The sequence below is a fragment of the Sporomusa intestinalis genome, assembly GCF_055383785.1.
This window is the reverse complement of sequence record NZ_AP042390.1, coordinates 1,106,889-1,132,290: the sequence shown is the minus strand read 5'-3', so window position 1 is coordinate 1,132,290 and position 25,402 is coordinate 1,106,889. Positions and strand designations below refer to the sequence as shown.

The following is a 25,402-nucleotide window of genomic DNA, read 5'->3' as shown; positions in this document are numbered from 1 at the left end:
CAGTATTTATACGCAATATTCAAATATTTAAATGCCTAATGCGCTAGTCACCCCTTTATGTCCATCCCTCCTTATGATTATTCTAACAAAAGCGGCCCGCAGCTTTCTCCCGGCATTATAAGTCAGGGAAGCACTAGGCCGCCATTGAAAAGCCTGTAGCTTTCTCCTGCCACTGTAGGTCGGGGTAGCTTAGGCTAGTCTTTTTTATAATAGATTAAATCAGCCGTGACGAAATGAAACACCAAAACTGCCTCTGGGATACTGCCATTTTATGATGCCTTTATTCTTGCACATCACCCGGCAAGTACCACATTCGAGACAGCCGGCGTATTCAAAATTGATATCTTTACCCTTTAATGTGTAAAGAACAGCCGGACAAACAACAAGGCAAGGCTTGTCGGTGCAACTGGCACAAATCGTTTTATCTAGAACAATATGCGGCTCATCTTCGTCAACCATAAACTTATTTAGGCCCAGTAACTCTTCCGGGCTTTGCCGTTTTATTGTCATAGTGATCTAAACCCCTTCCAGCCATCAGCAACTAATTGTCCCAGTGTCACGTGGCTCTTTAAAACACGCAACATGCCCTTATCCATGCGCTCCGGCAACTTGCCATCCACAGAAAACATAAACTGCATCATGTCATTGGCCAGATTAGGATAGGTCGTAAACATGCGCGGCAGAGACAGCAATTCATGGAAGCCTTTATACAGCCGCATGGTGGGAAGCAACTGCAACTGTTCTAATTGTTGTAGGTAAGCCGGTCCAACTTTACTTGGTTCGCTTACTTCGATCAATGCCCGGGCCGCCGCTACGCCGCTTACAATTGCTAAATCAATTCCGCGCAAGATTGTCCCGGTATTAATAACCAAGCCGGCGGCATCGCCTATTACTACCAATCCATCACGGTATAACTTTTGGGGCACTCCATGGAATCCAAGCTCCGGTACTAAGTGAGCTCCGTATTCAGTAGTCGTACCATCTTTGATAAGCGGGTAAATCGCAGGATGCAGCTTGTAATCCTGTAACAAATCATGGATTTTCTTACCGCTTCGCCCCAATTCTTCCGGATTTAAAACAAGACCCAGAGAAATACTGTCTTTGTTGGTATAGAAAAAACCCCCGCCACTTACTCCGCCAGACGCACCCAGAACAACCCTGGCAGCGCCTTCTTCTTCAGCCAGGTTAAATCTGTTTTGAATAACTTCCGGTGGCAATTGAATGATCTCTTTGGCGCCGACTCCCACGGCATGGGCTGCAATATCAGGAAGTAAACCAGCTTTTTGCGCAATGAAAGAGTTTACGCCATCGGCCGCGATGACGACATCAGCATACAGCTCATCGTCACCGGCTTTAATGCCTACAATCTTTCCATCAGCTTCGAGAAGTTCATCGACCAGAATTCCGGCAGCAAACATGGCACCCTGGGTTTCTGCCTGTCCGGCGAACCATTCATCAAAAGGAGCCCGCAAAACAGTGTAGGACTGCGGTATATTTTCTCCGAACTCATAATTTACATAGTCGAGCGTTATCCCCCCCGTACTGCTCAGCATCATGATCTGCTCACGAACTACTTTGCGCTCCAGGGGGGCCTGGGCGAAAAGCCCAGGTTCCACAAGTTCCAGCGCGTAAGTATATAAGCGTCCACCTGTGACGTTTTTACTGCCCGCCGTGTCGCCCCGTTCAACAAGCAATACACTTTTCCCCGCCTTGGCGAGTACATATGCACAGGCACTTCCGGCCGGCCCAGCGCCAATTATAATTGCGTCAAAACGCTCCTCTGCACTCACTTAACCTTCCCCTTTTCGTATTTATTTGACCGCTTTTTTTATGGCCTCGGTCAAAAGCGGGGAAACATCATACAGGTCACCCACAATACCATAATCTGCGGCTTCAAAGATGGGAGCATTTTCATTTGTATCAATTGCCACAATAATTTTGGAGTCCCGGATACCGGAAACGTGTTGAACCTGACCGGATACCCCGAGAGCAACATATAAACTTGGTTTTATTTTTTGTCCGGATAAACCAATATACCGGTCACTGGGGAGCCAGTGATAATCTTCAGCAATGCCACGCGTACAACCTATTTCCGCACTGAGGGCAGCGGCAAGGCCTTCGACCAGCTTCATATCTTCTTGTTTAGCCAAGCCGCGTCCCACGCACACCAGTTTTTCGGCGACTGAAATATCGGCTCCTTCTCTTACAATCGGACATACATTGCTTACACTCACCCGGTCATCGGTTTTTACTTCCAGTGTTACTATTTCACCAATTCGATTCGGGTCAGGCAAAAGGGCTTCATATGTTCTGGCCGGAATGGTAACCATAGCCGGCGCAACAAGTGTTTCGGTACATACGGCTAAGCCTCCATACATAATTCTGTCGGTCTCAATCGCGCTGTCAGCAATTCGTACTGCAAAAGCCTCTGTCACAAGTCCGCTCTTAATTAGGGCAGCAACCTTTGCTGCGAGATCCTTACCGCGTTGCGTAGCACCAATGAAGATAGCTTCAGGATGCTCCTGGGCTGCCAAATCTGCCAACGGCTGTGCGTAGCTTTCCGGCCACTGACTATTCCCCTGCAAGGAAAACACCTTATCTGCCCCCGACGCAATAAGGGAGGCTGCACCTTCGCCATTCAGCGTGAAAGCACACAATTGAGTCTGCATATTATCGGCTAATGCTCTTCCTAGCGCAAGCAGCTGCTGTGTAATGGCAACATCTTCTGAATAAACCCAAATAGCTGGCATGTTATTTCCCCCTTTCTTACAATACGCCTTCGTGGGCAAGGTTTTCGACAAGACCGGCTACTTTTTCCGCAGCCGTCCCCGCTTTATAGATCACGTTTTTGCGATTCATGACATAGCCTTTAATAGCCTTGACGTTGTTTTTGACAATTAATTCATTCTCGGATAGTTCTAGCTCACTCAGCTTATACTCGGTCACTGGTTTCTTGGCAGCCCCGAGCACTTCTTTCAAGCTGGGAATACGCGGTTTATTAATCTCCGGCAATACGCTTATCAAAACCGGGAATGCCACGGTTGCTACTTCTGTACAATTTCCTACCTTACGGGTAGCGACAACCTTGTCGCCTTCTATCTTAATGTCACTGACATAAGTAATAGCCGGAATACCAAGCACTGCAGCCAATCGTGGTCCCACTTGCTGAGCGTATGTGTCTCCGGCACCTTCGCCGCAAAGGATAACATCGAAAGGACTGGCTTTGCGGACAGCGGCGGCTAATACATTGGCCGTAACATACGCGTCGGATTTAGCAGCCAATTCGTCGTTTACAAAGATGGCCCTTTCCGGACCGCGCGACAGAGCATCCTTGAGCGACTGTTTGGCCCCAGCGGTCCCAAAGGTGAGGGCCGTTATGCTGCCACCGTTTTTTTGAGTAAGCAGTGCAGCCTCTTCTATGGCATTTCGATCGTATTCGCTAATTTTATATTTGGTCTTGCTAAAATCAAGCGCCAGAGTGGATGAATTAAGTTTTATGTCTTGCTCATCTGGCACCCATTTATAAGAAACTATAATGTTAGGCATAACAAGTCCCCTTTCGTCATTTTATATAAGAGGGGGGTGAGAGTTTCTCGCCCCCCTTCACAAACTTAAGCCAATACATGACCACCGATAACAATTTTACATACCTCAGATGTACCTTCGCCAATAGTCAGTAGTTTAGCATCGCGCATGAACCGTTCAACTTCAAACTCCTTGCTATAACCGTTGCCCCCGTGAATCTGCACGGCTCTGTCGCAGACCCAGCAGCACATTTCTGATGCGAAAAGTTTCAACATGGCGGCTTCTTTAGTATAGGGCAGGTGCTCGTCCCGCATCTTAGCTACACGGTATAGTAACGTCCGGGCCAGTTCGATCTTAGTTGCCATTTCTGCCAGATAAAAAGATATAGCTTGAAACTGAGCAATCGGGCGACCAAACTGTACCCGTTCTTTAGCATAGGCGACTGCCCGGTCAAGAGCACCCTGGGCCATACCGACGGCCATCGCTGAAATAGCGACCCGACCTTCGTCAAGACCTTTCAGGAACAGCGGAAATCCTTTGTTAAGAGTGCCGAGAAGGTTTTCTTTCGGTATTCTGCAGTTACGGAAAAAAAGTTCACCTGTTGCCGAATTGTTTAGGCCCATTTTCTTTTCCCACTTACCAACCTCGAATCCGGGAGTTCCAGCTTCAACAATGAAGGCGCTAATGCCGCGATTGCCCTTGTCAGGATCCGTCTTAGCCGTGATTATATAGGTCCCGGCCACGCCGATATTGGTTATCCAGCTCTTGGAGCCATTAATGACCCACTCATCACCGTCGAGAACAGCAGTAGTCTTAGAGCCGCCGGCATCGGAGCCAGCCCCTGGCTCAGTAAGACCGAACGACATTATTTTTTCCCCCTTTGCAGCGGGAACCAAATATTTGATTTTTTGCTCCTCAGTGCCTTCAAGCAGAAGCGGCATGCAGCCCAGAGAAGTGTGGGCATCGATAATCAGAGCCAACGAGCCACTTTCTCTGGCAATTTCTTCAATTACCAGGCATTCAGAAAGAGCATCTGCCCCAACGCCACCGTATTGTTCAGGAATGGGAATGCCCAGAAAACCAAGTTCTGCGCATTTCTTAACCCATTCGTGAGGAAATTCACCGGTGGCATCCAATTGTTTTGCAACAGGAGCCACTTCGTTTTTGGCAAAGTCCCGGGCAACGTTGCGCATTAATTCATGTTCTTCAGATAATAAAAAATGTGACATTAAGATTCCTCCGTAATTGTTTTAGTAAATCATCTTGGTTTTAGAGAGAACATACTTTGCTACCATGAGCCATGAGCCATGAGCCAATTTTAGTTATGTTCACATGACAGCATTCTACATGCGAAGCCCATCTAGAAACACTGCCATATTTTTTTTAACCAATGCAATTTTTATCTTTGAGTGCTTTAATTTTTTCCTCAGAATATCCCAAAATTGTTGTTAAAATATCTTTTGTATCTTGGCCTACTGTCGGGGCCCCACGCCAAACCTTGCCAGGGGTTTCACTGAATTTAGGCACAACACCGAATGCCTTGATCTGCTTTTTCAGAGTCTGGTCTTCGTACTCGATAAAGTCATCCCGATCAAGCCAATGCGGATCTTTGACGGCATCGGCGGCGTTGTAAACCTTATTACAACCAACTTTTGCTTTCGCCATAACTTCAACTACTTCATCCGCTGTTCGCGCAGCTATCCACTCTACTGTTTTCTGTTGTAAGTCTTGACCTTTTTCGGAAGACACTGCTGCAGCGGATGATGCGCAATCCTTGAAATTATAATACTCAAGGTCCAGACCTATTGCTTTAATAAAACGGTTATACACACCTGCACCAAACGCGCCCACTACTATATAATCTCCGTTCCTGTCCTTAAACAGGCCATAAGGCTGAAAAGCATCCGCTTTTGAAGCTTGTGTTCTTGCCCGAGTCACATTAGCCTCGGTATATGATACAAATGTATCTGCCAACAAGCGGGCAGCGGCTTCGAATTGGGCAACATCTACTGACTGTCCTTTACCTGTTTTTTGCGTACTGATGTACCCAACCAGAGCACCAAACACGGTAGTAAGAGCAGCCTGATAGTCATTCAGCCAAGGCTTGGAAATAGCAGGTGGACGATCATTATCGCCATTTAGATACATAAAGCAGCTTGCTGCCTGGCCAATCATATCATAAGAGGCTCTATCACAAACCTCCGGTATACCACCAAATTCGGGCCGCCCGTAGCCGCTCACATGAACGATTACAAGCTTTGGATTTGTTGCCAAAAGCAGCTCATCCGATATACCATATTTATCCAGCCACACCAGGTTTTCCATAAAAATATCGGATTCTTTGATTAAATCCAGGAATAATTCTTTGACTTCCGGAATGGCTAAATTGAGCTCCAGGCCCATACTCAAGCGATTCCGTGCGTCTTGGGCCCAGCTGGTACTTACTCTCTTACCATTGTATTCTGCAAATGGTCCTAACCCCCTATAGGTATCGCCGACACCCGGCCGTTCGATGTGAATGACCTCAGCCCCAAAGTCAGCCAACATATTAGCCGCGTGCGGCATGGCAATGATTGAGCCGGCACTGATTACCCGTACCCCGGCCAGTGGGCCGAATTCTGGAATAACCGCTTTTCTCTTATTCATTTTTTTCCTCCTTTTACTCAAGTTACGCTATAATGTTACGCAATTCCCATGCCAACAATAGAGGCGCTTGTTCCAAAAAGTACAAGTGCTCTATATAGCTACTATTAATTGAATTATCAGAGGTAGTTTTGGTTTAAAAAAACCTCTGCAGTTGCCAAAATTTACGCTCCAATATGCAGTTTTGCACTTAATTATGTAGTTTCATTACCTGACCATAGCATATTCCTGCAATTATTCAATATGCATTTCAGCATATCTGCCGTGCATCATTGCACCCTTCTTCACTACCTGTCTTTCCGCGTTTTCCTAGTCAAAGTCACATTTGTCTAAGCTTTGTTACCTTCTCCCGAATTGTCGGCCACACTGAATTAGGCCCATATAATAACTTAAGCCTCCACCATCAGTTCTGCCTGACAATGGAGGCTTACACCGAAAACCCACGGAGAAATCCAGAGCTTAATCTGGCTGGCCAAATTTCTTCGACGTACTGGTGCAGGACTCCGGAGCAAAAGTAATCTGGAAAATGGGCTTGTAAACTATCTTGCTGTATTCACTTGACAACGTAAGCACTAATAATTACACCCAACTAAGGGCAATTTGCCATTGCCGTCCCCATGGCACTCCTATTCTCAGGTACATTGTAATGTAAAGCAATTTTCGTGCCAACAAACAAGCAGCCACTTGTTCAAATAATAAACAAGTGGCTTGTTAGCACATATACTTAACATTTAAAAATCAATAACCTTAGCAGTTCTTCAAATATATACCTCAATCAGATGTGAAGATTTGCACCTGAATATGAAAACACACTACCTGACAATAGTTATTATTTCACGATTCATCAATGTGCGCTTCAGCATCTTTTTGGTGCATCGCAGCACCCTTTTTGAATATCCCATATTTCTGCTTTTTTCTAGTCAATGTTGAAAGATCAAGACCTAACTGACTGGCAGTATCCTGGAGCCTCTCGGTTTTAGTAATAGCATTTAAAATAACGGCCTTTTCGACCCTTTCTATAATGCTTTTTAGAGATAAGGTACTCGATAGTTTAACAGCCTCTGTTACTAGCAGGTTTTCCGAAAAACTTTCGGGCAGATGGCTGATATCGATAATATCTTCCGGACATAACACTACAAGCCGTTCGATAGTATGCATCAATTCCCTTACATTACCAGGCCAGCTATAGCTCATAAATGCATCAACAACTTCAGGTTTTATAGTCTTATTTTGTTTATATTTTTCATTGAATTTAATTAGAAAGTGAGAGATCAACGGTGGGATATCATCTCTTCTTTGTCGTAAGCTTGGGATATTAACTTGAAATACGTTAAGTCTATAATACAGGTCTTCTCGAAACTGACCGGTGTCTACTAGCTTTTTTAAATCTTTATTGGTCGCAGCGATAATTTTAACATCAACATTTTTCTCACGGGTATCACCAACCCGCGTAATGCTTCTTACCTGCAATACCTTTAGTAACTTAGCCTGCATGAATAATGGGAGTTCGGCTATTTCATCTAAAAACAACGTTCCTTTGTCGGCGATTTCAAGGAGTCCAGGCTTGCCATTTTTATTCGCACCCGTGAAAGCTCCGGGGGAATATCCGAAAAACTCCGCCTCAAATAGCGATTCAGGGATTGCGCCGCAATTAACGTGTACAAAGCTTCCTTGTTCTGAATAACGTGGGCTATATCTATGAATGAATTTTGCTAACATGTCTTTACCCACACCCGATTCCCCAAGTATAAGGACGGCGGAATCCCCCTTAGCAATACGTGTTGCTAACTGCAGCATTTTTTTGGTTTTCTCATCTTTTGCAATATATTCCGCATCTTCCATCTGCTGAATAGCTATATTATGCAGTTGGGCCCGGTAGTGTTCGGACTGCTTTTTAATTTTGTGAAGTTCTTTATAAAGTTCCGTCAGAAGGTCCCAGTCCTTCAAGGTACAAACGATATAATTTAGTTCACCTTTATCGTCAAAAACAGGTTTTCCTGTGACTATTACTTCCCTGTCAATATTTTTGTAGCGCAATATACAAGTAGTAGGCCTGCGGTCTTTTGCAACTTTTTGGCACACCGATTCGGAAATATAACCTTTATCCAACATGTACTGCACAGGTAAACCGACTAATTCTTCCCGGGCTATGGTTGTTACATTCCCGAAGAATTCATTAATTGCGACTATCTTACAATTTTTATCTGTTACGAAAACACCTACATCTAGTGCGTCGAATATTTCAGCCATATCAGCAGAGTCCGCTATCAAATCCTTTTCCATTATTACCCTCCCTATACCTGATTACAAATGCTATCTTCCATTGTCGTTCACCTAATAGTTTTTTAATAAGCTACTGCTTCTGTTTCACAGCCAAGTTACGTGCAACGGATTTCTGTCTACTAATCGGCGGAAGGTGTATTTGGGATAACCGGCCATAATTGCACCTGTTACCTTTTGGCTCTCGGGAACCTGCAAAAGTTGAATTAGCGGAGAATACTCCGCAAAGGCACACATCTCGATGAAACCACTCCAGCAAGTACCGACACCTATTGTAGGCGCGTATAATTCAGCATAAGCCAGCGCAAGAATTGCATTGTCCCGTCCAAAGACATCATCCCCCGCAGCCACTGCAACAATAAGATGTGGAGCATCCCGCAGAATAACATCCTGACCGGTTCGACGGTAAACCTTGGCTACCCCGGTATATCGTTTAGTCCAATCTAATCCCAGATTTATTTGTTCCTCTAACCAGTCGACTGTCACCGCAACAATCTTTTTCAATATTTCCCGGTTTTCGACAACTATAAAGGATATCCCTTGGGCATTACTGCCCGAAGGAGCAAACCGGGCAAGATCGAGTAGTTGGTTAAGCTTTTCCCTTGGAACCAATTCAGGTCTGTAACAGCGAATAGATCTGCGGGCCCTAATAAAACGAGACGCAGTTGCCTCATCCAGATTAGAAACGCTTTCTAAACTTATTTGATTTACAAAAGGAGTCTTAGTATTATCCAGAGCTTCCCGGGGACAAATAGCAACACAATGACCGCAAGCCATACACGCTTTATCGAGAATACTCTGCGGTTGGCCTTTCACAATGCGAATTATGCCTGCAGGACAAACCTCGGCACATATCCCACACTTCACACAGCGCTCTTGATCAACAGTTAAACTCCCCATTTAAACCACCTTTTCTACTATGATTGAGCAACTCAAGTTTCACATTCAATTCATGCTATATAGTACATACGAGCGCAGACCAAAAAACAAGTCCGGGCACTTAGATTTGTTTCGGTTTTTCTCTATAATCTTTTGGGAAAATGGGTTGTCGTTTTTCAATAAAAGCCGTCATTCCCTCAACCTGATCTTCCAAGGCAAAGCAATGACCGAAAGCTAATGCTTCAATCTTATTGCCGTTCTTTATATCCACATCCAAGCCATGGTTAATAGCGGATTTCGCCAAGCGTACAGCCGGTTGGCTTACGGCGCTTATAGCCGCAGCTACAGCCAGAGCCTCGGTCATTAGCTGATCATGAGGCACTACTTTTTCAACTAGCCCGATGCGTAGTGCTTCCTGGGCATTAATCATTTGTCCAGTAAAGATCAGCATCTTTGCCATACCTTTGCCTACCAGCCGCGGTAAGCGTTGCGTACCGCCAAAACCAGGAATAATTCCAAGTTTGACCTCCGGTTGTCCAAATTTTGCCCGAGCGGAAGCGATTCTAATGTCACAAGCCATTGCAATTTCAGTCCCGCCGCCAAGAGCAAATCCATTTATAGCTGCAATAATTGGTTTTTCAAATTCTTCAATCATATGTAATAGTTCTTGTCCAAGAAAAGCGAATTCTTTTCCCTGCTGAACATTCAAGGGCAGCATTGCGGGAATATCGGCCCCTGCTACAAATGCTTTATCCCCATTGCCTGTCAATATCACAACCTGAACTTCTTCTTTTCCTCTCAGATAATTAAGCAGAAAGGACAATTCCTGTAATACCTCTACATTTAATGCGTTAAGAACTTGCGGCCGATTGAATTTGATGACGCCTATACCATCATTAACTTCAAATAACAGATTTGTCAAGGATTTCATTTATTTCCCTCCATTTTATACCCAAATTATTATCTAAATACTATACCCATTGGTTCCATGCAAAAAATTGCGGAATCCATCCATTTTAAACAGGGTGAAACCTTAACCGCACAATCCACCTGGTCCAAGATATGCTTTTGTAAGTCAATGCCCGGAGCTATCTCCGTCAGTACGAGTCCCTCATCAGTCAGCTCGAACACGGCACGCTCCGTCACATAAATTACAGCCTGGTTAACTGATTTCGCATAGCTACCGCTAAAAGTAATTTGATCTACCTTACCTACGAATTTCTTTTCTAAACCTTCCTTGAGAATGACTAACTGACCTTCACGGCAAACTACTTCCAACCCATTAGCATTGAATGATCCACAAAAAACTACTTTTGGGGCATTTTGTGAAATGTTAATGAACCCGCCGCACCCAACAACCTTGGGGCCGAATTTACTAACGTTGACATTCCCTGTAGTATCGACCTGAGCCATGCCCAGACACGCAACGTCCAAGTTCCCGCCATCATATAAATCAAATTGGTATGCATGGTCAATCAAGGCTGCAACATTGACCGCAGCTCCGAAATTTAGCCCACCGGCCGGTATTCCACCGATAGCCCCTCCTTCCACAGTCAACGTAATCTTATGAATTAAGCCCTCCTCAGCCGCTATAGCAGATACGCCTGCAGGCACACCTATGCCCAGGTTGATCAGACTATTTGCCCTAAGTTCCATTGCAGCTCGCCGCGCGATAATTTTGCGTTCATTCAAAGCCATAGCTTTTATAGAGTATTCGGGAATACGTAACTCGGCGGCATAAGCAGGGTTATAAAATTCGGAATACGTTTGCCAGAATTTATCCTTATCACCAACTACGACTTTATCTACCAGCACGCCTGGCACTTTTACCAATCTGGGGTCAAGAGTTCCTTTAGCGGCTATCCTTTCCACTTCGGCAATTACTATCCCTTTATTAGCCTTTGCTGCTTGCGCAATTGAAATTGCCTCGGTATAAACCGCTTCTCGTTCCATAGAGAGATTCCCATCTTCGTCGGCAGTGCTCCCCCTTATCAATGCGACTTTGATAGGTATTGTCCGATAAAACAGCCATTCTTGCCCGTCAATCTCCATAACACTGACAATATCGTCCTTAGTTAAAGAATTTAGCCGTCCCCCCTCCAGTCTTGGATCAATATACGTACCCAATCCTACTTTTGTTAGTAGCCCAGCTTTTTTGCCGGCAGCTTCGCGAAATAAGTGGGCAACCACCCCCTGTGGTAAATTGTAAGCCTCAATCTTATTTTCAGCGATCAATTTACCTAGTTTGGGCGCTAGCCCATAGTGGCCACCAATTGCTCTCTTAATCAGGCCCTCAATGCCGAAATGGTTTGTACCGCGATTTTTTCCATCACCAATTCCAGCACTAAATATAATAGTTAAGTCGCAAGGATGTCTATTGGTCAAGAATGATTCCTCAATGGCTGCAGAAAGCGTTTCTGGATGCCCACTGCCGACAAAGCCAGCAATACCAACAGTATCACCATCCTTTATTAGCTCTATTGCTTCGCTTTTATTTATTACTTTATTCACGATCTTCACCTACCCAAAGAAATGCATATGCAATCTTACATATGCATTATCTATGCCAAATACTATGTAGCATACGTTACGTATAGTTAGTAGTATCTCTAGTGTACTTTATATTTTATTTTCACGTGCAATTTCGCATATGAAATTCCAGAACCTTATAAATAAAACCGAAATATTGAAAAATATTTAATATGCAATTTAGCATACGCAACGTGCAAAAACGCACATGAACGAAGGTAAACTGGAATAATTGTAAAGGAGCCTGTGGTTGGCGCAAAAATGCGAAAGTTAGAGCCAAGACCAACCGGCAATCAAAAATAAAAAAGCCCGTGAATGTCACCTTTTGGGAGACGATATTCACAGATCTTCTCGCTTCCGTTGTTATGACGGTTGTCGTAAAACAAAAAGGCTTTCCAGACCAAGTCCGGAAAGCCCTGAGTTGCTTCTGGTGACCCACGTAGGAATCGAACCTACAACCTACTGATTAAGAGTCAGTTGCTCTGCCAGTTGAGCTAGTGAGTCAAATGGCTAGGGCGGCAGGACTTGAACCTACGAATGCGGGAGTCAGAGTCCCGTGCCTTACCAGCTTGGCTACGCCCCAATAAAAAATGCCATTAACAAAAACGTTACAAATGATATTATACATACTTAGCCGGCTTTTGTCAAATGGAAACACATACAAATTCTATATTTCCGGCCGGGGTTACGCGGTAATTGCCTTCTCCTGACTTTTGACACCGGCATGATTAACCCATTTACCGCACTGTTTGCAGCAAACGGTGGCTTCAGGCAATGCCCAGGCCAATACTTTGCCGCACTTATCACATATAAAGGGAACTAATAGCGGCTGCGCTTGATTATTCATTATAACCCCCTCTTTCCTGGCCAGCTTGTCTGTTTACCTTTTATTTCCATATAATATATATTATTCCTGCCCTAGAAAATAAATAATTATACAAAAAACGCTTCTATTAGTTTTAGAAGCGTTTTTTGCTAATGAAACAAAGGAGTTAAAACCGCAAAGGAGTGTATCGCTACCTTCGCGGTAATATAAATACCAGCAATTAAGCAAACTTATAACCAAACTCAAAGGCCTGCTGATTCTCCTCGATAAATTTAGGCACTCTCGCTGCCAGCGCTTTTAATAAGTTCTCTTTGCTGATTGCTGTTTTTAATTGCTGCCCCAGCATACCCAGAAAAATAATATTGGCAAAAATATCCCGCCCCAGTTCTTTCACGGCCAGCTCTCTGGCCGGCAGCGCAATATGCTGGGCCGCCAATGCGGAATCAGGTTCGATATAGCCGGGATCAAAAATAATTGTCCCCGCCGTAACCAAAGCACCAAATTTACTGTAGGCAGCCGTGGACATGGCGCAAAAATAATCCGGGCTCTCGACTACCGGGCTGTCAATCGGCGAACCGGACAACACGATCTGACTGCGGACATAACCGCCCCGGGTTTCCGTCCCGTGGCTCACCAGCATGGTAGTAAACAGTCCTTCATAAACTGCCGCCGTGCTGAAAATCTGTCCCAGCCGGACAACACCCTGGCCGCCAAAGCCGCTAACCAAGATTTCCGTTCGCTTCATTTTGCCCCTCCCTTACGCACAGCCGCTGTAAAATTCCTCATTTGCTCGGAAAACTCCGGTCTGCCGGCTGCGGCCTGATAATAGATTCCAGTCTGAAAAGTAATGCCGTCAATAGCCGCGGCCGGCTCCGGATTGGTCCGCTCTGTAAGCCAGCGGTAAGCCACCACCGGCTTGCGTGACCCCAGGGCTTTGCCGGCAAAGTTGGTTATACAGGGATAAACTACATGCACCAGCGAAAACCCTTTGAATTGAATCGCCTGTTTAATACTCTCGACGGCATTCTGGCCTTCCACACTGGTATGTCTGGCTAAGAACCCGGCCCCGGCTGCCCTTAACACAGCCAGGATATCCCGGCCGTCCTGTACCCAGTTGGGATCCTGCATGCCATAGGGGCTGCTGTCGGTCACTGAACCGTTGGGGGTTGTGTACCCATACTGGCCGCCGGTAGACTGATAGCCGAAGTTGTCGGCCACAATTACAGTCATATCCACATTTCTGCGCACCGAGTGCAGCAGGTGCAGCAGGCCGATACCGAACGCATCGCCATCCCCCACGGTAAGCACTATTTTTTTCTCCGGGGGAAGCGCCAGGCGCAAACCGGTGGCGATGGCGTAAACACGCCCATGGGTGCCGGCAAAATTATCCCCCTTCCAGGTATTAAACGTCTGCCGGCCGGAACAGCCGATCCCGGTTCCCCATACAATATCGCCGGTAGCAAGTCCCAGCTCATCAATCGCCAGTAGAACCTTTTTATGCACTTGTCCCAAACCGCAGCCACTGCAGGCGGTGCTGGGAATTTTTTTCGCCTTTAGGTATCTTGTTGCCAAATAGTCCATCCTACCAAGCCTCCCGCTGCCATTTTACGCTTTCCAGCGGCTGGCCGTTGATTAAATTACGGGCCGCAGCCACTAATTCCGCAACCTTGGGCAATTCACCGCAGCGGCCCAGAAAATGTATTTCACTGTCTTTCGGCGCCGCCCGCTGCACTTCCCGGACCAACTGGCCGTCATAGTTTAGTTCTACAGACAGGTACTTGGCGCTGCGGCTGAACACTTCATCCGGGAAGGGCCAGATAGAAACCAGACGAATGCCGCCTACCTTTAGCCCCTGCTCCCGGGCCGCTTTTACCGCGCTTTTTAATACGCGCGACGGACTGCCATAGGCCACTAGAATAACATCCGGGTTGTCCTCTGTCGCGATCTCTTCATAACGGGTAATAAGCTCCCTGTGGTTTCTCACCTTATAAATCAAACGATAGGCATGCTTATGCTGCCATTCAACCTCTTCGGTGTCAAACCCTTCGGCCGTAGGCGTCCAGTCCGAGCAGGCAGCCCCCGTGTTATGCCCTAATACAACCGGCGGCACGTCAATCTCATCGGTTGCCGGATAAAATTCCGGACCATAATTAATTTTCCGGGGATAAACCCGCAGTCCCATTGCCTCTATCTCGGCCGGGGTCTCGGGAATCAGCAGTGTTTCCCAGCCATCGGTTACAATTTGATCAGCCAGAACAGTAACAGGCATCCTAAACCGCTCCGCGAGATAAAAGGCCTCTACCGTCAGGGTAAAAGCTTCCTGTACGCTGTTTGGCGCCAGAACAATACTCTCGAAATTACCCCCGTGGGTCGGATAGCGGCTGAGATAAAATTCCCCCTGCCCGGGTGCTCCGGTAATGCCGCTGACCGGCCCTACCCGCTGGGCATTGACTACGACAACCGGAATCTCGCTGCCTAAAGCCCAGCCATAGGGATCTGCGAACAGGATATAGCCCGGGCCGGAGGTCGAAGTCATGGCCTTAAGCCCCCCCAGGGAGGCGCCAATACAGATATGCATTGCTGATAACTCGTCTTCGGCCTGAACATAATAACCGTCTACCTGAGGCAGCCGCCGCGACATGTTCTCGGCAATTTCGGTTGCCGGCGTAATCGGATAGCCGGCGAAAACCTTGCAGCCGGCAAAAATAGCTGCTTCGGTAATTGCCGCATTGCCTGTGTCAAATATTCTTTTCACGACAATCCTCCTCGGCGGTTTTTTTATTTACATCAATCGCAAAATCGGGACACGCAAAAAAGCAGCGCCGACAGCCGATACAGGCCGCTGCGGCTTTCACCCGGACAGGACGATAGCCTTTTGCATTAAAATAATCAGCCTGGTCAAAAACATCCTTAGGACAAACCTCCAGGCAATAGCCACAAGCCTTACAGCCTTGACCGTCAACCTGGACATTATATTTTCCTGTTTGTAATTTAGCTACCATAACAGCCGGCAGCTCCTTTCTTTTCTAGCGCTTATACAATCAGCACTCCACGGCCCTGGCGGCAGTCAGCCGGCTGTGCAGCTCGGCTAACCTGCGCCGCTGGATTTTGCCGTTGGCGCCTTTGGGAAAATCATCAATACAGAAAATAGCTTTAGGCACTTTGAAATCGGCCAGATACGACTTGCAATGAGCGAGCACGGTTTCGGTGCTTAACTCGGCCCCCGGCCGCAGCTGCACAAACGCGACAATCTCCTCGCCCAGCAAGCTGTCAGGTACGCCGACTGCAGCAGCCACCTCAATCTCCGGCAACTGGTAGAGAACCTCATCCACCTCCCGGGGTGAAATTTTTTCCCCCGCCCGGTTGATTAATTCTTTTTTCCTGCCGGTCAGAAAGAGATAGCCGTCTTCATCAAAATAGCCCAAATCACCGGTATAGAACCAGCCCTGTTTGAAGCTTTCCTGATTTGCCGCCGGGTTGTTAAGATACCCTGACGTAACATTAGGCCCCCGGAGAATAACCTCGCCGGCTACCCCGGCAGCAACGTCCTGGCCGTTCTCATCCACCACCCGCATCTCATTCCCCGCAGGCAACCCGACTGAACCGGCCTTTCTGCTTGCGGGCGGCAGCGGATTGGTTGCCACCTGACTGCCGGCTTCGGACAGCCCATAGGCTTCGATGACCGGCACCTGGTACCGTTTCTCAAATTCCTGCAGAATAGCCACAGGCAGCGAGGAGGATGCCGACCTGGCAAACCGCAGACTCGGTGCCTGCCCAGGGCATGCTTCGGTCCGGGAAAGCAGGATTGACAAAATGGTCGGCACCGCACTAAACCAGGTTACCTGGTACTGCTTCACCCAGCCCCAGAAGCTGCCGGCGCTGAACCGGCGCGGTATAATCGCCCGCCCGCCGGTAAACACAGGCGTAAGCAGCGTTATAATCAAGCCGTTGATATGGAAAAACGGCAGGATGCACAAAGTGATATCCTGAGCAGTCAGCCTGTGCCCCTGCTGGATAAAGCCGGCCTCGGCCAGTAAATTGCCGTGGGTTAGGACAACACCCTTAGGCACGCCGGTTGATCCGGATGTAAACAGCAGGAGCGCCTCCGCCTCAGGCCCTGATCCAGCCGCCGCTGCCCCAACAGCTTGCGGCGGCTGAGTCAGGGCAACAATCAGCAGTTCCTGCCGGCCAGCATGACCTGACTGATAACGACTGACCGGACCGGCAAACAGTTCAGGGGGCAATGCCTTTGCCCCCTCGCTGTCTGCAATAATCAATTGGGCAGCGGCCTGACCCAGCAAGCCCGCGCTTTCCGAGGGTTTGAAGCGGGGATTGAGCGGAACGGCCACCCCGCCCGCCAACAGAATGCCCCAAAACGCCAGTACCCAGTCCAGCCCGTTATCCAGTATCACGGCTACGCGCCCGCCATTGTGCAGGCCTTGCCGGGCTAAGTACCGCGCAAATTCGCGGGCAGACTGGTAAAACGCACCGTAGGTTAAGTCAGTCTGTTGTTCCGGCGATGATGCAAACAGACGCTCCCGGTCATGTAAAGCCCGATATTCCATCAGCTGCGCCAAGGATTCAAAACTCATAGTCCTCTCCCCTATACGGTATAATGGGCTAATGGCTGATCGCATGGATTGCCATAAACGTAATGCATTGCCCGGTTGTCAAGATCATAGATGGCGGTGGATACGGTCTGGGCGTCACCGCCATGCCGGCAGATAGGATGCGGTTCTTCATGGTTAGCCAGTACCCGGCTTATGCTCCCAACGGAAAAACCTTCAGCCAGGGGTTGTGCCGGTAATGCGGCTGCCGTCAGCAGCCGCGTACACCGGGCGAAACGAATTCTGCTATTTTCTCCGTTTACCGCCAGCTTCCCCGGCACCGCCAGGTTAAGAAAATGGTTGGTGCGCACAGTAACAGGCTGCGTGACAAGCTGAACCGCATAATTAGGATAAAGCTGCTCAATTACCGCACCGCCGTCAGGAGTCATAATAACAATATTTCCGCCCACTAACGGCGTAGTTAACAAGCAGTCGCCAGCGATCCGCAACGCGTCCGCCAGGTTGCCGGCACTGCGCAGGATGTCTTCAACAAGCACCCCGCGCGGAGTCCGGTTCTTAATTGCCTCAGTGAGTGGCGTATAATCCGCGAAGGTCATAGCAACAGCTACCCCGGCCTGATTCATGCCGCTGTTTAACCCACGTTCCAGCGGGCTTGCGTGGCCGGCCACCCCGATATAGCGGTAGCGGCCATGACCACGCAGCAAATCTTCAGCCAAACCGGCGCCTGGCTCCATGTCCCGGTTTTTAAACAAGTATTTACCGTATATAGCCCCTAACGTGCACATATATTTTCATCTCCTGCCCCGGACAAGCCCTTGCCGGTGCCCGCTGCTGCTATTTATTGCTTAAGCTTTTGATAGTAGCGGTCATCAAACAATTCATTGATATCAAAGTCTTTCTTGAGGACCTTGGTTTCCTTCAGGAAGTCTTTTACCTGCTGAAGGGCGGCAATATCTTCCGGAATAATCTTGGAATCCCAATCCGAGGTTTTTACGATTCTGGCAATCGCCGATACCGGCAGCTTGCTCTCTTTGGCAATCAGCTCCAGGGCCTCATCGGGATTGCTTTTCATAAATGCAGCGGCTTTTTCGTTCGCTCTAAGGATGCGCACGGTATAGTCCGGATACTGTTTGGCAAAGTCATTGCGGGCCAGGAATACGCCAATATACCGTTTGACCCCGCTGGAGGAATCCTCCAGGATCTTGCCGGCTTTCGCATTCTCTAAAACAGACGACCAGGGTTCCCAGGTTGCAACAGCCTCAACGTTTTGGGTTTCCAGAGCGGCCTGGTGATCACTTGCCGGCAGGTTCACGATATTGACATCATTCGCGCTAAGTCCGTTCTTTTGCAGCAGCAAAATGAGGAAATGGTGGGCACTTGAACCAACCTGCACGGCGATTTTTTTGCCTTTTAAATCGGTAACAGACTTAACGGGGGAATCGGGGCGAGTCAAAAGCGCATTCCCGCCCGGTGTATAGCCGGCCCGGCTGATTACCTTGATATCCACACCGGCTGCCCGGGCTGATACCGGCGGCATATCACCGGTGTGGGCAAAATCGGCCCGGCCGCCGGCAAAGGCTTCAATCATAGGGGGCCCGGACAGGTAAAGATCATATTTTACATCAATCCCGTCTTTGGCAAACTCTTCTTCATACAGGCCTTTGGCTTTAGCCAGCAGAATGATTATGCTGGAGTTTTGGTAAGCAACGTGAATTTCTTGGGGTTTTTCCGTATTTTTCGCTACTTCGGCCGTCTTGGTATCATTGCCGCCGCACCCGGCCGCCAAGATGCCAATTACAAATATCATTAGCAGTGCAACAATTATATTTTTCTTCCCCATACTATCGACTCCTTATTTCTTATCATTTCTAACCCGGACCTGCAGCCTCGCGTATGTAGCTATAAGCCTAACCCTCCTTACCTGTAAATCAATGAGTGGTTAGATGCTATAAGCAAAGGGCACTTCAACATCGGAAAAAAATTCAGAATAGATTGCCTTGCGGATTCTCACAAACTCAAAGCTGTTGCGGTCGCGGGGCCGGGGCAAATCGACCGGCACGATTGATTTGGCGGTCGCCGGCAGCTTAGACATTACCACAACCCTGTCGCCCAGAAAGATGGCTTCATCAATATCATGGGTGACCAACAGAATAGTCGTTTTTTCCGCTTGCCATATCCGGATAATCTCCTGCTGCATATTAATCCGGGTCATGGCATCCAAAGCACCAAACGGTTCATCCAGGAGCAGGACCTGCGGACGGTTGACCAAAGCCCGGGCGATACTCACCCGCTGCTGCATGCCGCCTGATAACTGGTGCGGATAGGCGTTCACAAAGCCGGTTAAGCCCACCAGTTCGAGATGCTCCCGGACAATGCGCTTTTTCTCCGCTGTGTTGTAGCCGCGCCGCAAGCCAAAAGCGATGTTTTCCTCAACAGTCAGCCAGGGATACAGCCGGGACTCCTGGAACACCATGCCCCGGTTGACGCCCGGCCCCTTAATCAAATCCTCACCCAGGCGTATTTCGCCGGAGAATCCCTGCTCCAGCCCGACCACCAGCCTGAGCAGCGTACTTTTTCCGCAGCCGCTGGGGCCGATAATACTGATAAACTCACCCGGTTTTACTGCCAGATTAATGTCTTTTAAAACAGGCACCTGTTTACCGGCAATAGCAAAGGTTTTATTCAGATTAGCAATGGTAAGCGGCTGCGGCGCTGCCTCAGATAAACTCATACCTCTCACCTCCTATGATTCGTGCATATTGACATTCCAGCTCAGCAGCCGCTGCTCCAGCAATCGCAGCAGCTGGTCAATAATAATGCCGGTAAAGCCAATGGAAAGCACCCCGACCAACACAACATCAATCTGCGATAATTCCCGGGCGTACATAATCATATACCCAATCCCGGAGGACGCGGCAATCAGCTCAGCCGCCACCACACTGCGCCACGCCACATCGATGCCGACCCGGACCCCGGTAAAAATCGCCGGCAGCGCTGCCGGTAAAATAACCTTGGTTAACAGGGTCACCTGATCTTTCTCCAGGATCGTGGCCACTTCTAAATATTTTTTATCAACATTGCGAATACCCTGGACCACGCTTACCAATACAGTCCAGAAGCTGCCGATGGCAATCACCGTTATCTTAGAGCCTTCATCAATCCCCATCCACAGAATCAGGACCGGAATCCAGGCAATGACCGGAATCGGCCTGAGGACCCCAAAAATAAGGCTGACCGCGATCCGCAGTTTCTTTACCAGTGCTACCTGCACACCCACCAGTACGCCAAGCAGGGCCCCAATGATAAAGCCTTGGGCAACCCGCAGGATGCTGACCCCTAAATGAATGATTAGTTCGCCTGAAGCCAGCAACTCGACCAGCATAACGGCAATGGCGGAAGGCTGCGGCAACAGGGTGGCCCGAATCAAACCGAATTGGCCGGCAGCTTCCCAGACTGCCAAAAGAATTACCGGCGCTACTAAGGCAAGATAATTCTCTTGCAGCCAAAGAGTAAACTTTTTCATTGGTGCTCCCTCCCCCTTTCTCATTAAGCTGTATTTTTGAAAATAAGAAAAGACTTGGCTTGTGCCAAGTCCTTCAGGACGCCGGCAAAAGCCTGAGTCGTTCTTATGTCCACAGAATTTTTTTAAAAATTCTGGTAGACAAAAAAAACGAAGGCTAAGAATTCCCGCGAATTCTTAGCCTTCAGTTCTCTGATCAGCCATAATTTAGATTAAGTATATATTACCTTTTCATGCCTGTCAATGTGAATTATTACCAGCAAAAAGGGAGGAAATTTATCAGAAAACACTATTTAATAAGATAGGGGACCTCCTTCAGGGTAATCGCTTTCTGCGGGCAAACAAACGCGCAAATATCACAATACCAGCAGTCATCCCGATATTTCATAAACGGCACGCCCTCATCGCCCTTTCGCAAAACGTCACGGGGGCAATAATCAATGCACAGTCCACAGCTGCTGCATTTTTCGCCACTAAAGTCAAGCCATTGATACTGTTTTCCTTTGCAACTCATGCGTTTACGCCTCCTCTTCCAGGAACAAACCGGGGCGGAATTGCCAAACCCTCGCTTTGCACCTTGGCCTCAATCCACGGATCTCTGACTTTATTAGGCGGGTGCTCATACCCGGTACCAATATTAAGCTGTAAAGCCGGATATTCATAATCCAGCCTGGCCGGAAAAGTCCAGCGGGGGCTGGGTACTGCTTGCTGGGAGGGCGTCATTTTCCCAGAGCTTTTATCTTTATTTAATACTACCCACTTATTATCCCAATCCGGATCCCGCTGGGGATAGGCCAGGCGGTAATGACCCAGCCCCCATCTGCTTTCAGTCCGATACAGTGAGGCTCTTGCCGCCATTTCTGCACAATCGATAATGCTCTGCACCTCGGTTACTTTGATTAAATCATGATAATCATTGACCTTTATGCGCGGCAGGTCCTCCTGGCGGATTCGCTCAATCCACCATAACAGCTTGGTCATCAGCGGGTCACTCTTAGGGGGCGTTAGATATTGGCTTATCTTAGAACGAATCTTATATTCAACTTGCTCCACCGGGATGCCGTCCGCCAGTTCCAGCGGCCGTACAATCGCTGCTATCAGCTGCTCTACGTCTATATCCACCGGTGGCGCCGTGTACGTTTTCGCAAATTCGGCGGCCTGCTCGCCCGCAATACTGCCAAAAACGAAAGCCCCTGTAAGGTACTGATGCGGAACTGCCGCGCAGTCACCGGCGGCATACAGGCCGGGCACGGTAGTCTCCGTATGCTTATTTACCTGTATACCTGACATGCTATGGCCACTGCACAGTGTTATTTCTTCCATACCTTGCTCAACCGAGTCCCACCGCCGGTAGTTTTCGCCGCGCTGAATATGGAACAGCCCCCGTGAGGTGCGTTCAGTCCCCCAGAGAATTTTCTCCAAGCCTTGAATCGTTTCTTCAGGCAAATGATCCATTTTCAGATAAACCGGTCCTCTTCCCTCCTGGAATTCCCGCCAGACTGCCAGGAACATATCGCCTGACCAGTAGCCATGGGTCCAGTATTTCTCTCCTAGCGCATTTACACCATAGCCGCCTCTTGGTATAACAACATAGCCGCATGCAGGGCCGTTATAGTCTTTCATCAACAGGTTGGTCTGGAAGCATTCCAGATTTACCAGATTGGCCCCGGCATGGTAGGCCATGGCATAGCCCTCGCCGGTATTACCGGGGAATTCGTACAAGCCGCTGAGATAGCCATCCCGTGGCAGACCAAACTTACCCACAGCACCGGCAGTCAAGATGACTGTCGGTGTATTAACTACATAAAAGTCACCGGTACGAATATTAAAGGCAATCAGGGCCGACACCCGGCCGTCAGTAGTCAGCAAACGCACGGCAGGCGTAAAGTCAAGTACCTGTACCCCCAGATCCCGGACCCGTTTTGCTAACGCCCGCTTGATATCCTCCCCATCCATGGCCAGATACAAGGGATGTTCAGTGGGGTGTAAGAAGCTGGCTTTATAATTACCATTTTCATCAAGCGGGAACAAATCACCAGGCGCGCGCTCGGTATATTCCTCAAGATCCTTAATCACCTGCAGGCTCTTTTCCCCAAGCACATAAGCACATTCCTGGTCTAATATCCCCTCTGTGACCTTCGTCAGAGCCTCCACTACATTTTCAGGTGTTCCATAGCCGGGAACAGCTACAATATTCAGAGCATCCATCCCCCTGCCAATCGCGCCGGAAGTCTCTAGCGGGCCTTTGTCGAGAATGAGGACTTTGGCCTCAGGGTTTTTACTTTTGGCTTTGATCGCCGCCATAGTGCCGGCACTGCCACCGCCAATAATACTTACGTCAGCCGAGATAAAATGTATTGCCATTCCTATTCCTCCCATTTTTCTTATATGGCATATTCCAAAGAAGTTTCCGTAACTAGTGAAAATTCCCGAAAAACATGATCACGGATTTTGTTAAAATCATAGTCTGTCCTGGTGCGGGGTTTGGGCAACTGAACGGTAACGACAGAGTTTACTACCGTGTACCAGGACTGCTATGGTCTAACCCCCAATCTCTTCCCGCCATTTTAACAAGCTTTTCTCAATTATTTTAGTTAGTGCAAAACAGGCTGTCCCCATTGCCCCTATGGTAATCATCCCGATAATGGTCTCCGCATACGCCATCAGCGTATAGGAAGTCCAGGTATAATAACCTATTCCGTATTTCCCAGAAATCATTTCGGCGGCAATTACACTCATCCAGGATACGCCGATGCCGATTGTGAAACCAGTGAATATATTAGGGGTGATCCCCGGTAAGTAAATATACCTTAAAAGCTGCAGCCTGGTAGCATTCATACTCTTGGCCGCAATGATTAAGGATGGGTTGACACTGGCCACACCGGCAATTGTATTGACGAGAATGGGAAAAAAGGCACCAAGAAAAGTAATAAAGAGGATACTGCCTTCCACCGAAGGAAAAACTAATATGGCCACCGGTATCCAGGAGATTTGGGGAATGGGGCGCAGCAGGTCAAAGATTGACAGCAATACGTCCTCAGCAAGCCTGGATAATCCAATCAGCAGCCCGAAAAACACAGCCAGCGGCAGGGCCAGCAAGCTGCCGGCGATGATTCTCCCGAAACTCACCAGGATATGATAATAATAAACCGGTTTCTGAGAAACTGTAATGAAGGTTTCCAGAATCTCCGCCGGCGAAGGGAGATTGCCAAACATTAGCGGCGACATGACATTATTGCTAACCAGAACCTGCCATAGGCCGATAAAAACAGTAACAGCTATTATCCTTCTGCTTGTCCTGACCATTTTGTATTGAAAAGTGGTCGAATCTTCCATATATCACCACCCCTATTTTAACGGAATCCAATCACTATTCAGTTCAGAATCGGTAGGATACTGGTAGCCTAACTCCTTAAAAGCGGCTTTTACATACTGATCGTCGACAAACTTGTTCAAATCGATATGCTTGAGTTTTTCCAGCTTTTTTAGGAAATCCCGGCTGCCCGCCAGCGTTGTTATATCTTTTTTATAGATGGCGGCATCAAATCTGATATTTTGCACAACTTTTTGGGTTACAGCAAGCGGATACTGAGTTTCCTCATGAAAAATTTGCGCCGCTTCCGCTGGATTCTCTCTAATGAATTTGTGCGAAGCTATCAATGCCTTTAAAAAAGCAACCGCATAGCCCTGATTATTTTCCACCCAGGTGCGGTCAGCCACAACCCCGTCCAGATAGTCCACATTGGTTTCACTGCCATCAAGCAAAACATCACCGAACCCTTTCGTTTGCATCAGGCTGGGGTAGGGCTCCCAGGTAGCATGGGCTGTGATTTTGTTTTGTTCGATATTGCTCATGCCCACGGTTACGTCCTGATTAACAATTGTTACATCGTTAGTTAAGCCATATCTATCCAGAGCGGCCAGCAGCATCCGGTGCGCACTGGAGCCAAGAATTGTCGATATCGTTTTGCCTTTGAGGTCTGCTACTTTAGTGCTGCTGCCCTTAGGGATTAAGATGGCCTGGTTCTTGCCGCCCGCACCTTTGCCGTCAAAAGCAAGGAACACTGATTTGTAATTGCGCGATGTCTGTCCTTGCTCGCCATTAATTAATATCGGCATATCGCCCATGAGTGCCAGCTGCAATTTACCGGCAATCATATTATTCGTCAGCGGGGGGCCGGAGGGTGAATTGAACCATTCAATCTCAAAAATCTTATCCGGATACTTTTCCTGCAGATACTTTTCATAGAGCTTTTTGTTTTTAATAATTAACGCGCCCCAGGTTTGAGCGGTTGGGGCCTGATACCCGATTCCGATTTTCACAACCTCCTTTGAGGATTGCGGCGTCCCGGCGGCACTTCCTGCTGTACTGCCCTGGTTTTGGCCCGAGCACCCTGCGATTATAAGGGTTACGGTAATGAACATAATCAGCAGGCATTCCATATACATCTTTTTCCCAAACATACAATCCCTCCTCAAAAATTACTTAGTAGTACAATGTCTTTCTGGCTCCTTCACCCCCTGACAGACTACCCACTGCAGTCAGACTCACCTCCTTCGCAGCAAAATATAAAAAAGAACAGACAGCTACCAACAGGTAGTTATCTGTTCTTTGTTAAGAAGCATAACTAT

General features: G+C 48.0%; 24 protein-coding genes and 2 tRNA genes. All 26 read right to left on the bottom strand.

Features of this window, described 5'->3' with window-relative positions; translation table 11 throughout:
- Positions 1 to 219: 219 nt before the first annotated feature.
- Positions 220 to 510, bottom strand: coding sequence for a ferredoxin family protein (locus ACZ481_RS05115; RefSeq protein WP_464769086.1), 291 nt, complete (start codon positions 508 to 510; stop codon positions 220 to 222).
- A complete protein-coding gene (locus ACZ481_RS05110; protein WP_464769085.1) occupies positions 507 to 1,790 on the bottom strand; it encodes an FAD-dependent oxidoreductase in 1,284 nt (427 codons plus the stop codon). Before ACZ481_RS05110 ends, ACZ481_RS05115 begins: the two co-directional genes overlap by 4 nt.
- Before the next feature lie 21 nt (positions 1,791 to 1,811).
- On the bottom strand, positions 1,812 to 2,801 hold the full coding sequence (locus ACZ481_RS05105; RefSeq protein WP_464769084.1) for an electron transfer flavoprotein subunit alpha/FixB family protein: 990 nt from the start codon (positions 2,799 to 2,801) through the stop codon (positions 1,812 to 1,814).
- On the bottom strand, positions 2,767 to 3,546 hold the full coding sequence (locus tag ACZ481_RS05100) for an electron transfer flavoprotein subunit beta/FixA family protein (RefSeq protein ID WP_464769083.1): 780 nt from the start codon (positions 3,544 to 3,546) through the stop codon (positions 2,767 to 2,769). The genes ACZ481_RS05105 and ACZ481_RS05100 overlap by 35 nt, the downstream gene beginning before the upstream one ends.
- 65 nt (positions 3,547 to 3,611) lie before the next feature.
- Entirely contained in the window at positions 3,612 to 4,754 is a 1,143-nt protein-coding gene (locus ACZ481_RS05095) for an acyl-CoA dehydrogenase family protein (RefSeq protein ID WP_464769082.1), read from the bottom strand.
- A 154-nt stretch (positions 4,755 to 4,908) separates the two neighbouring features.
- Positions 4,909 to 6,171, bottom strand: a complete 1,263-nt coding sequence (locus tag ACZ481_RS05090) for a CaiB/BaiF CoA transferase family protein (protein ID WP_464769081.1) — start codon at positions 6,169 to 6,171, stop codon at positions 4,909 to 4,911.
- Between the two features lie 831 nt (positions 6,172 to 7,002).
- On the bottom strand, positions 7,003 to 8,451 hold the full coding sequence (locus ACZ481_RS05085; RefSeq protein WP_464769080.1) for a sigma-54 interaction domain-containing protein: 1,449 nt from the start codon (positions 8,449 to 8,451) through the stop codon (positions 7,003 to 7,005).
- Positions 8,452 to 8,535: 84 nt separating this feature from the next.
- Entirely contained in the window at positions 8,536 to 9,348 is an 813-nt protein-coding gene (locus ACZ481_RS05080; protein ID WP_464769079.1) for a nitroreductase family protein, read from the bottom strand.
- 100 nt (positions 9,349 to 9,448) lie between these two features.
- A complete protein-coding gene (locus ACZ481_RS05075) occupies positions 9,449 to 10,258 on the bottom strand; it encodes an enoyl-CoA hydratase-related protein (RefSeq protein ID WP_464769078.1) in 810 nt (269 codons plus the stop codon).
- A gap of 29 nt (positions 10,259 to 10,287) precedes the next feature.
- Positions 10,288 to 11,838, bottom strand: coding sequence for an acyl CoA:acetate/3-ketoacid CoA transferase (locus ACZ481_RS05070; protein ID WP_464769077.1), 1,551 nt, complete (start codon positions 11,836 to 11,838; stop codon positions 10,288 to 10,290).
- 446 nt (positions 11,839 to 12,284) lie between these two features.
- A tRNA-Lys gene (locus ACZ481_RS05065) sits at positions 12,285 to 12,360 on the bottom strand.
- Positions 12,361 to 12,363: 3 nt separating this feature from the next.
- A tRNA-Gln gene (locus tag ACZ481_RS05060) sits at positions 12,364 to 12,439 on the bottom strand.
- 102 nt (positions 12,440 to 12,541) lie between these two features.
- Positions 12,542 to 12,703, bottom strand: a complete 162-nt coding sequence (locus tag ACZ481_RS05055) for a hypothetical protein (RefSeq protein WP_464769076.1) — start codon at positions 12,701 to 12,703, stop codon at positions 12,542 to 12,544.
- A gap of 199 nt (positions 12,704 to 12,902) precedes the next feature.
- Positions 12,903 to 13,427: a 2-oxoacid:acceptor oxidoreductase family protein gene (locus ACZ481_RS05050; RefSeq protein ID WP_464769075.1), complete on the bottom strand. Its 525-nt coding sequence runs from the start codon at positions 13,425 to 13,427 to the stop codon at positions 12,903 to 12,905.
- Complete coding sequence (locus tag ACZ481_RS05045) at positions 13,424 to 14,263, bottom strand: thiamine pyrophosphate-dependent enzyme (RefSeq protein WP_464769074.1); 840 nt, start codon at positions 14,261 to 14,263, stop codon at positions 13,424 to 13,426. Before ACZ481_RS05045 ends, ACZ481_RS05050 begins: the two co-directional genes overlap by 4 nt.
- 1 nt (position 14,264) lies before the next feature.
- Positions 14,265 to 15,437, bottom strand: coding sequence for a 2-oxoacid:acceptor oxidoreductase subunit alpha (locus ACZ481_RS05040; RefSeq protein ID WP_464769073.1), 1,173 nt, complete (start codon positions 15,435 to 15,437; stop codon positions 14,265 to 14,267).
- Positions 15,421 to 15,684: a 4Fe-4S dicluster domain-containing protein gene (locus tag ACZ481_RS05035; protein WP_464769072.1), complete on the bottom strand. Its 264-nt coding sequence runs from the start codon at positions 15,682 to 15,684 to the stop codon at positions 15,421 to 15,423. Before ACZ481_RS05035 ends, ACZ481_RS05040 begins: the two co-directional genes overlap by 17 nt.
- A 39-nt stretch (positions 15,685 to 15,723) precedes the next feature.
- Positions 15,724 to 17,274 (bottom strand): AMP-binding protein, encoded by a 1,551-nt coding sequence (locus tag ACZ481_RS05030; RefSeq protein WP_464769071.1) that lies wholly within the window; start codon positions 17,272 to 17,274, stop codon positions 15,724 to 15,726.
- A gap of 11 nt (positions 17,275 to 17,285) precedes the next feature.
- Entirely contained in the window at positions 17,286 to 18,035 is a 750-nt protein-coding gene (locus tag ACZ481_RS05025; RefSeq protein ID WP_464769070.1) for a carcinine hydrolase/isopenicillin-N N-acyltransferase family protein, read from the bottom strand.
- Between the two features lie 53 nt (positions 18,036 to 18,088).
- Entirely contained in the window at positions 18,089 to 19,090 is a 1,002-nt protein-coding gene (locus tag ACZ481_RS05020; RefSeq protein ID WP_464769069.1) for an ABC transporter substrate-binding protein, read from the bottom strand.
- A gap of 99 nt (positions 19,091 to 19,189) precedes the next feature.
- A complete protein-coding gene (locus tag ACZ481_RS05015) occupies positions 19,190 to 19,981 on the bottom strand; it encodes an ABC transporter ATP-binding protein (RefSeq protein ID WP_464769068.1) in 792 nt (263 codons plus the stop codon).
- Positions 19,982 to 19,993: 12 nt separating this feature from the next.
- Complete coding sequence (locus ACZ481_RS05010; protein WP_464769067.1) at positions 19,994 to 20,773, bottom strand: ABC transporter permease; 780 nt, start codon at positions 20,771 to 20,773, stop codon at positions 19,994 to 19,996.
- Between the two features lie 286 nt (positions 20,774 to 21,059).
- A complete protein-coding gene (locus ACZ481_RS05005; RefSeq protein WP_464769066.1) occupies positions 21,060 to 21,284 on the bottom strand; it encodes a 4Fe-4S dicluster domain-containing protein in 225 nt (74 codons plus the stop codon).
- Entirely contained in the window at positions 21,281 to 23,134 is a 1,854-nt protein-coding gene (locus ACZ481_RS05000) for a fumarate reductase/succinate dehydrogenase flavoprotein subunit (protein WP_464769065.1), read from the bottom strand. Before ACZ481_RS05000 ends, ACZ481_RS05005 begins: the two co-directional genes overlap by 4 nt.
- A gap of 177 nt (positions 23,135 to 23,311) precedes the next feature.
- Positions 23,312 to 24,106 carry an ABC transporter permease gene (locus tag ACZ481_RS04995; RefSeq protein ID WP_464769064.1) on the bottom strand — a complete coding sequence of 265 codons (795 nt, stop codon included), beginning with the start codon at positions 24,104 to 24,106 and terminating at the stop codon, positions 23,312 to 23,314.
- 12 nt (positions 24,107 to 24,118) lie between these two features.
- Positions 24,119 to 25,234, bottom strand: a complete 1,116-nt coding sequence (locus tag ACZ481_RS04990; protein ID WP_464769063.1) for an ABC transporter substrate-binding protein — start codon at positions 25,232 to 25,234, stop codon at positions 24,119 to 24,121.
- Between the last annotated feature and the right edge of the window lie 168 nt (positions 25,235 to 25,402).

Bases quoted from the DNA above. Each gene is read 5' to 3' on its own strand.
- ACZ481_RS05005 (WP_464769066.1), bottom strand. From the start codon at position 21,284: ATGAGTTGCAAAGGAAAACAGTATCAATGGCTTGACTTTAGTGGCGAA.
- ACZ481_RS05030 (WP_464769071.1), bottom strand. From the start codon at position 17,274: ATGAGTTTTGAATCCTTGGCGCAGCTGATGGAATATCGGGCTTTACAT.
- ACZ481_RS05000 (WP_464769065.1), bottom strand. From the start codon at position 23,134: ATGGCAATACATTTTATCTCGGCTGACGTAAGTATTATTGGCGGTGGC.
- ACZ481_RS05050 (WP_464769075.1), bottom strand. From the start codon at position 13,427: ATGAAGCGAACGGAAATCTTGGTTAGCGGCTTTGGCGGCCAGGGTGTT.
- ACZ481_RS05075 (WP_464769078.1), bottom strand. From the start codon at position 10,258: ATGAAATCCTTGACAAATCTGTTATTTGAAGTTAATGATGGTATAGGC.
- ACZ481_RS05020 (WP_464769069.1), bottom strand. From the start codon at position 19,090: ATGGGGAAGAAAAATATAATTGTTGCACTGCTAATGATATTTGTAATT.
- ACZ481_RS04995 (WP_464769064.1), bottom strand. From the start codon at position 24,106: ATGGAAGATTCGACCACTTTTCAATACAAAATGGTCAGGACAAGCAGA.
- ACZ481_RS05045 (WP_464769074.1), bottom strand. From the start codon at position 14,263: ATGGACTATTTGGCAACAAGATACCTAAAGGCGAAAAAAATTCCCAGC.
- ACZ481_RS05090 (WP_464769081.1), bottom strand. From the start codon at position 6,171: ATGAATAAGAGAAAAGCGGTTATTCCAGAATTCGGCCCACTGGCCGGG.
- ACZ481_RS05095 (WP_464769082.1), bottom strand. From the start codon at position 4,754: ATGTCACATTTTTTATTATCTGAAGAACATGAATTAATGCGCAACGTT.
- ACZ481_RS05115 (WP_464769086.1), bottom strand. From the start codon at position 510: ATGACAATAAAACGGCAAAGCCCGGAAGAGTTACTGGGCCTAAATAAG.
- ACZ481_RS04990 (WP_464769063.1), bottom strand. From the start codon at position 25,234: ATGTTTGGGAAAAAGATGTATATGGAATGCCTGCTGATTATGTTCATT.
- ACZ481_RS05010 (WP_464769067.1), bottom strand. From the start codon at position 20,773: ATGAAAAAGTTTACTCTTTGGCTGCAAGAGAATTATCTTGCCTTAGTA.
- ACZ481_RS05035 (WP_464769072.1), bottom strand. From the start codon at position 15,684: ATGGTAGCTAAATTACAAACAGGAAAATATAATGTCCAGGTTGACGGT.
- ACZ481_RS05100 (WP_464769083.1), bottom strand. From the start codon at position 3,546: ATGCCTAACATTATAGTTTCTTATAAATGGGTGCCAGATGAGCAAGAC.
- ACZ481_RS05085 (WP_464769080.1), bottom strand. From the start codon at position 8,451: ATGGAAAAGGATTTGATAGCGGACTCTGCTGATATGGCTGAAATATTC.
- ACZ481_RS05015 (WP_464769068.1), bottom strand. From the start codon at position 19,981: ATGAGTTTATCTGAGGCAGCGCCGCAGCCGCTTACCATTGCTAATCTG.
- ACZ481_RS05055 (WP_464769076.1), bottom strand. From the start codon at position 12,703: ATGAATAATCAAGCGCAGCCGCTATTAGTTCCCTTTATATGTGATAAG.
- ACZ481_RS05025 (WP_464769070.1), bottom strand. From the start codon at position 18,035: ATGTGCACGTTAGGGGCTATATACGGTAAATACTTGTTTAAAAACCGG.
- ACZ481_RS05080 (WP_464769079.1), bottom strand. From the start codon at position 9,348: ATGGGGAGTTTAACTGTTGATCAAGAGCGCTGTGTGAAGTGTGGGATA.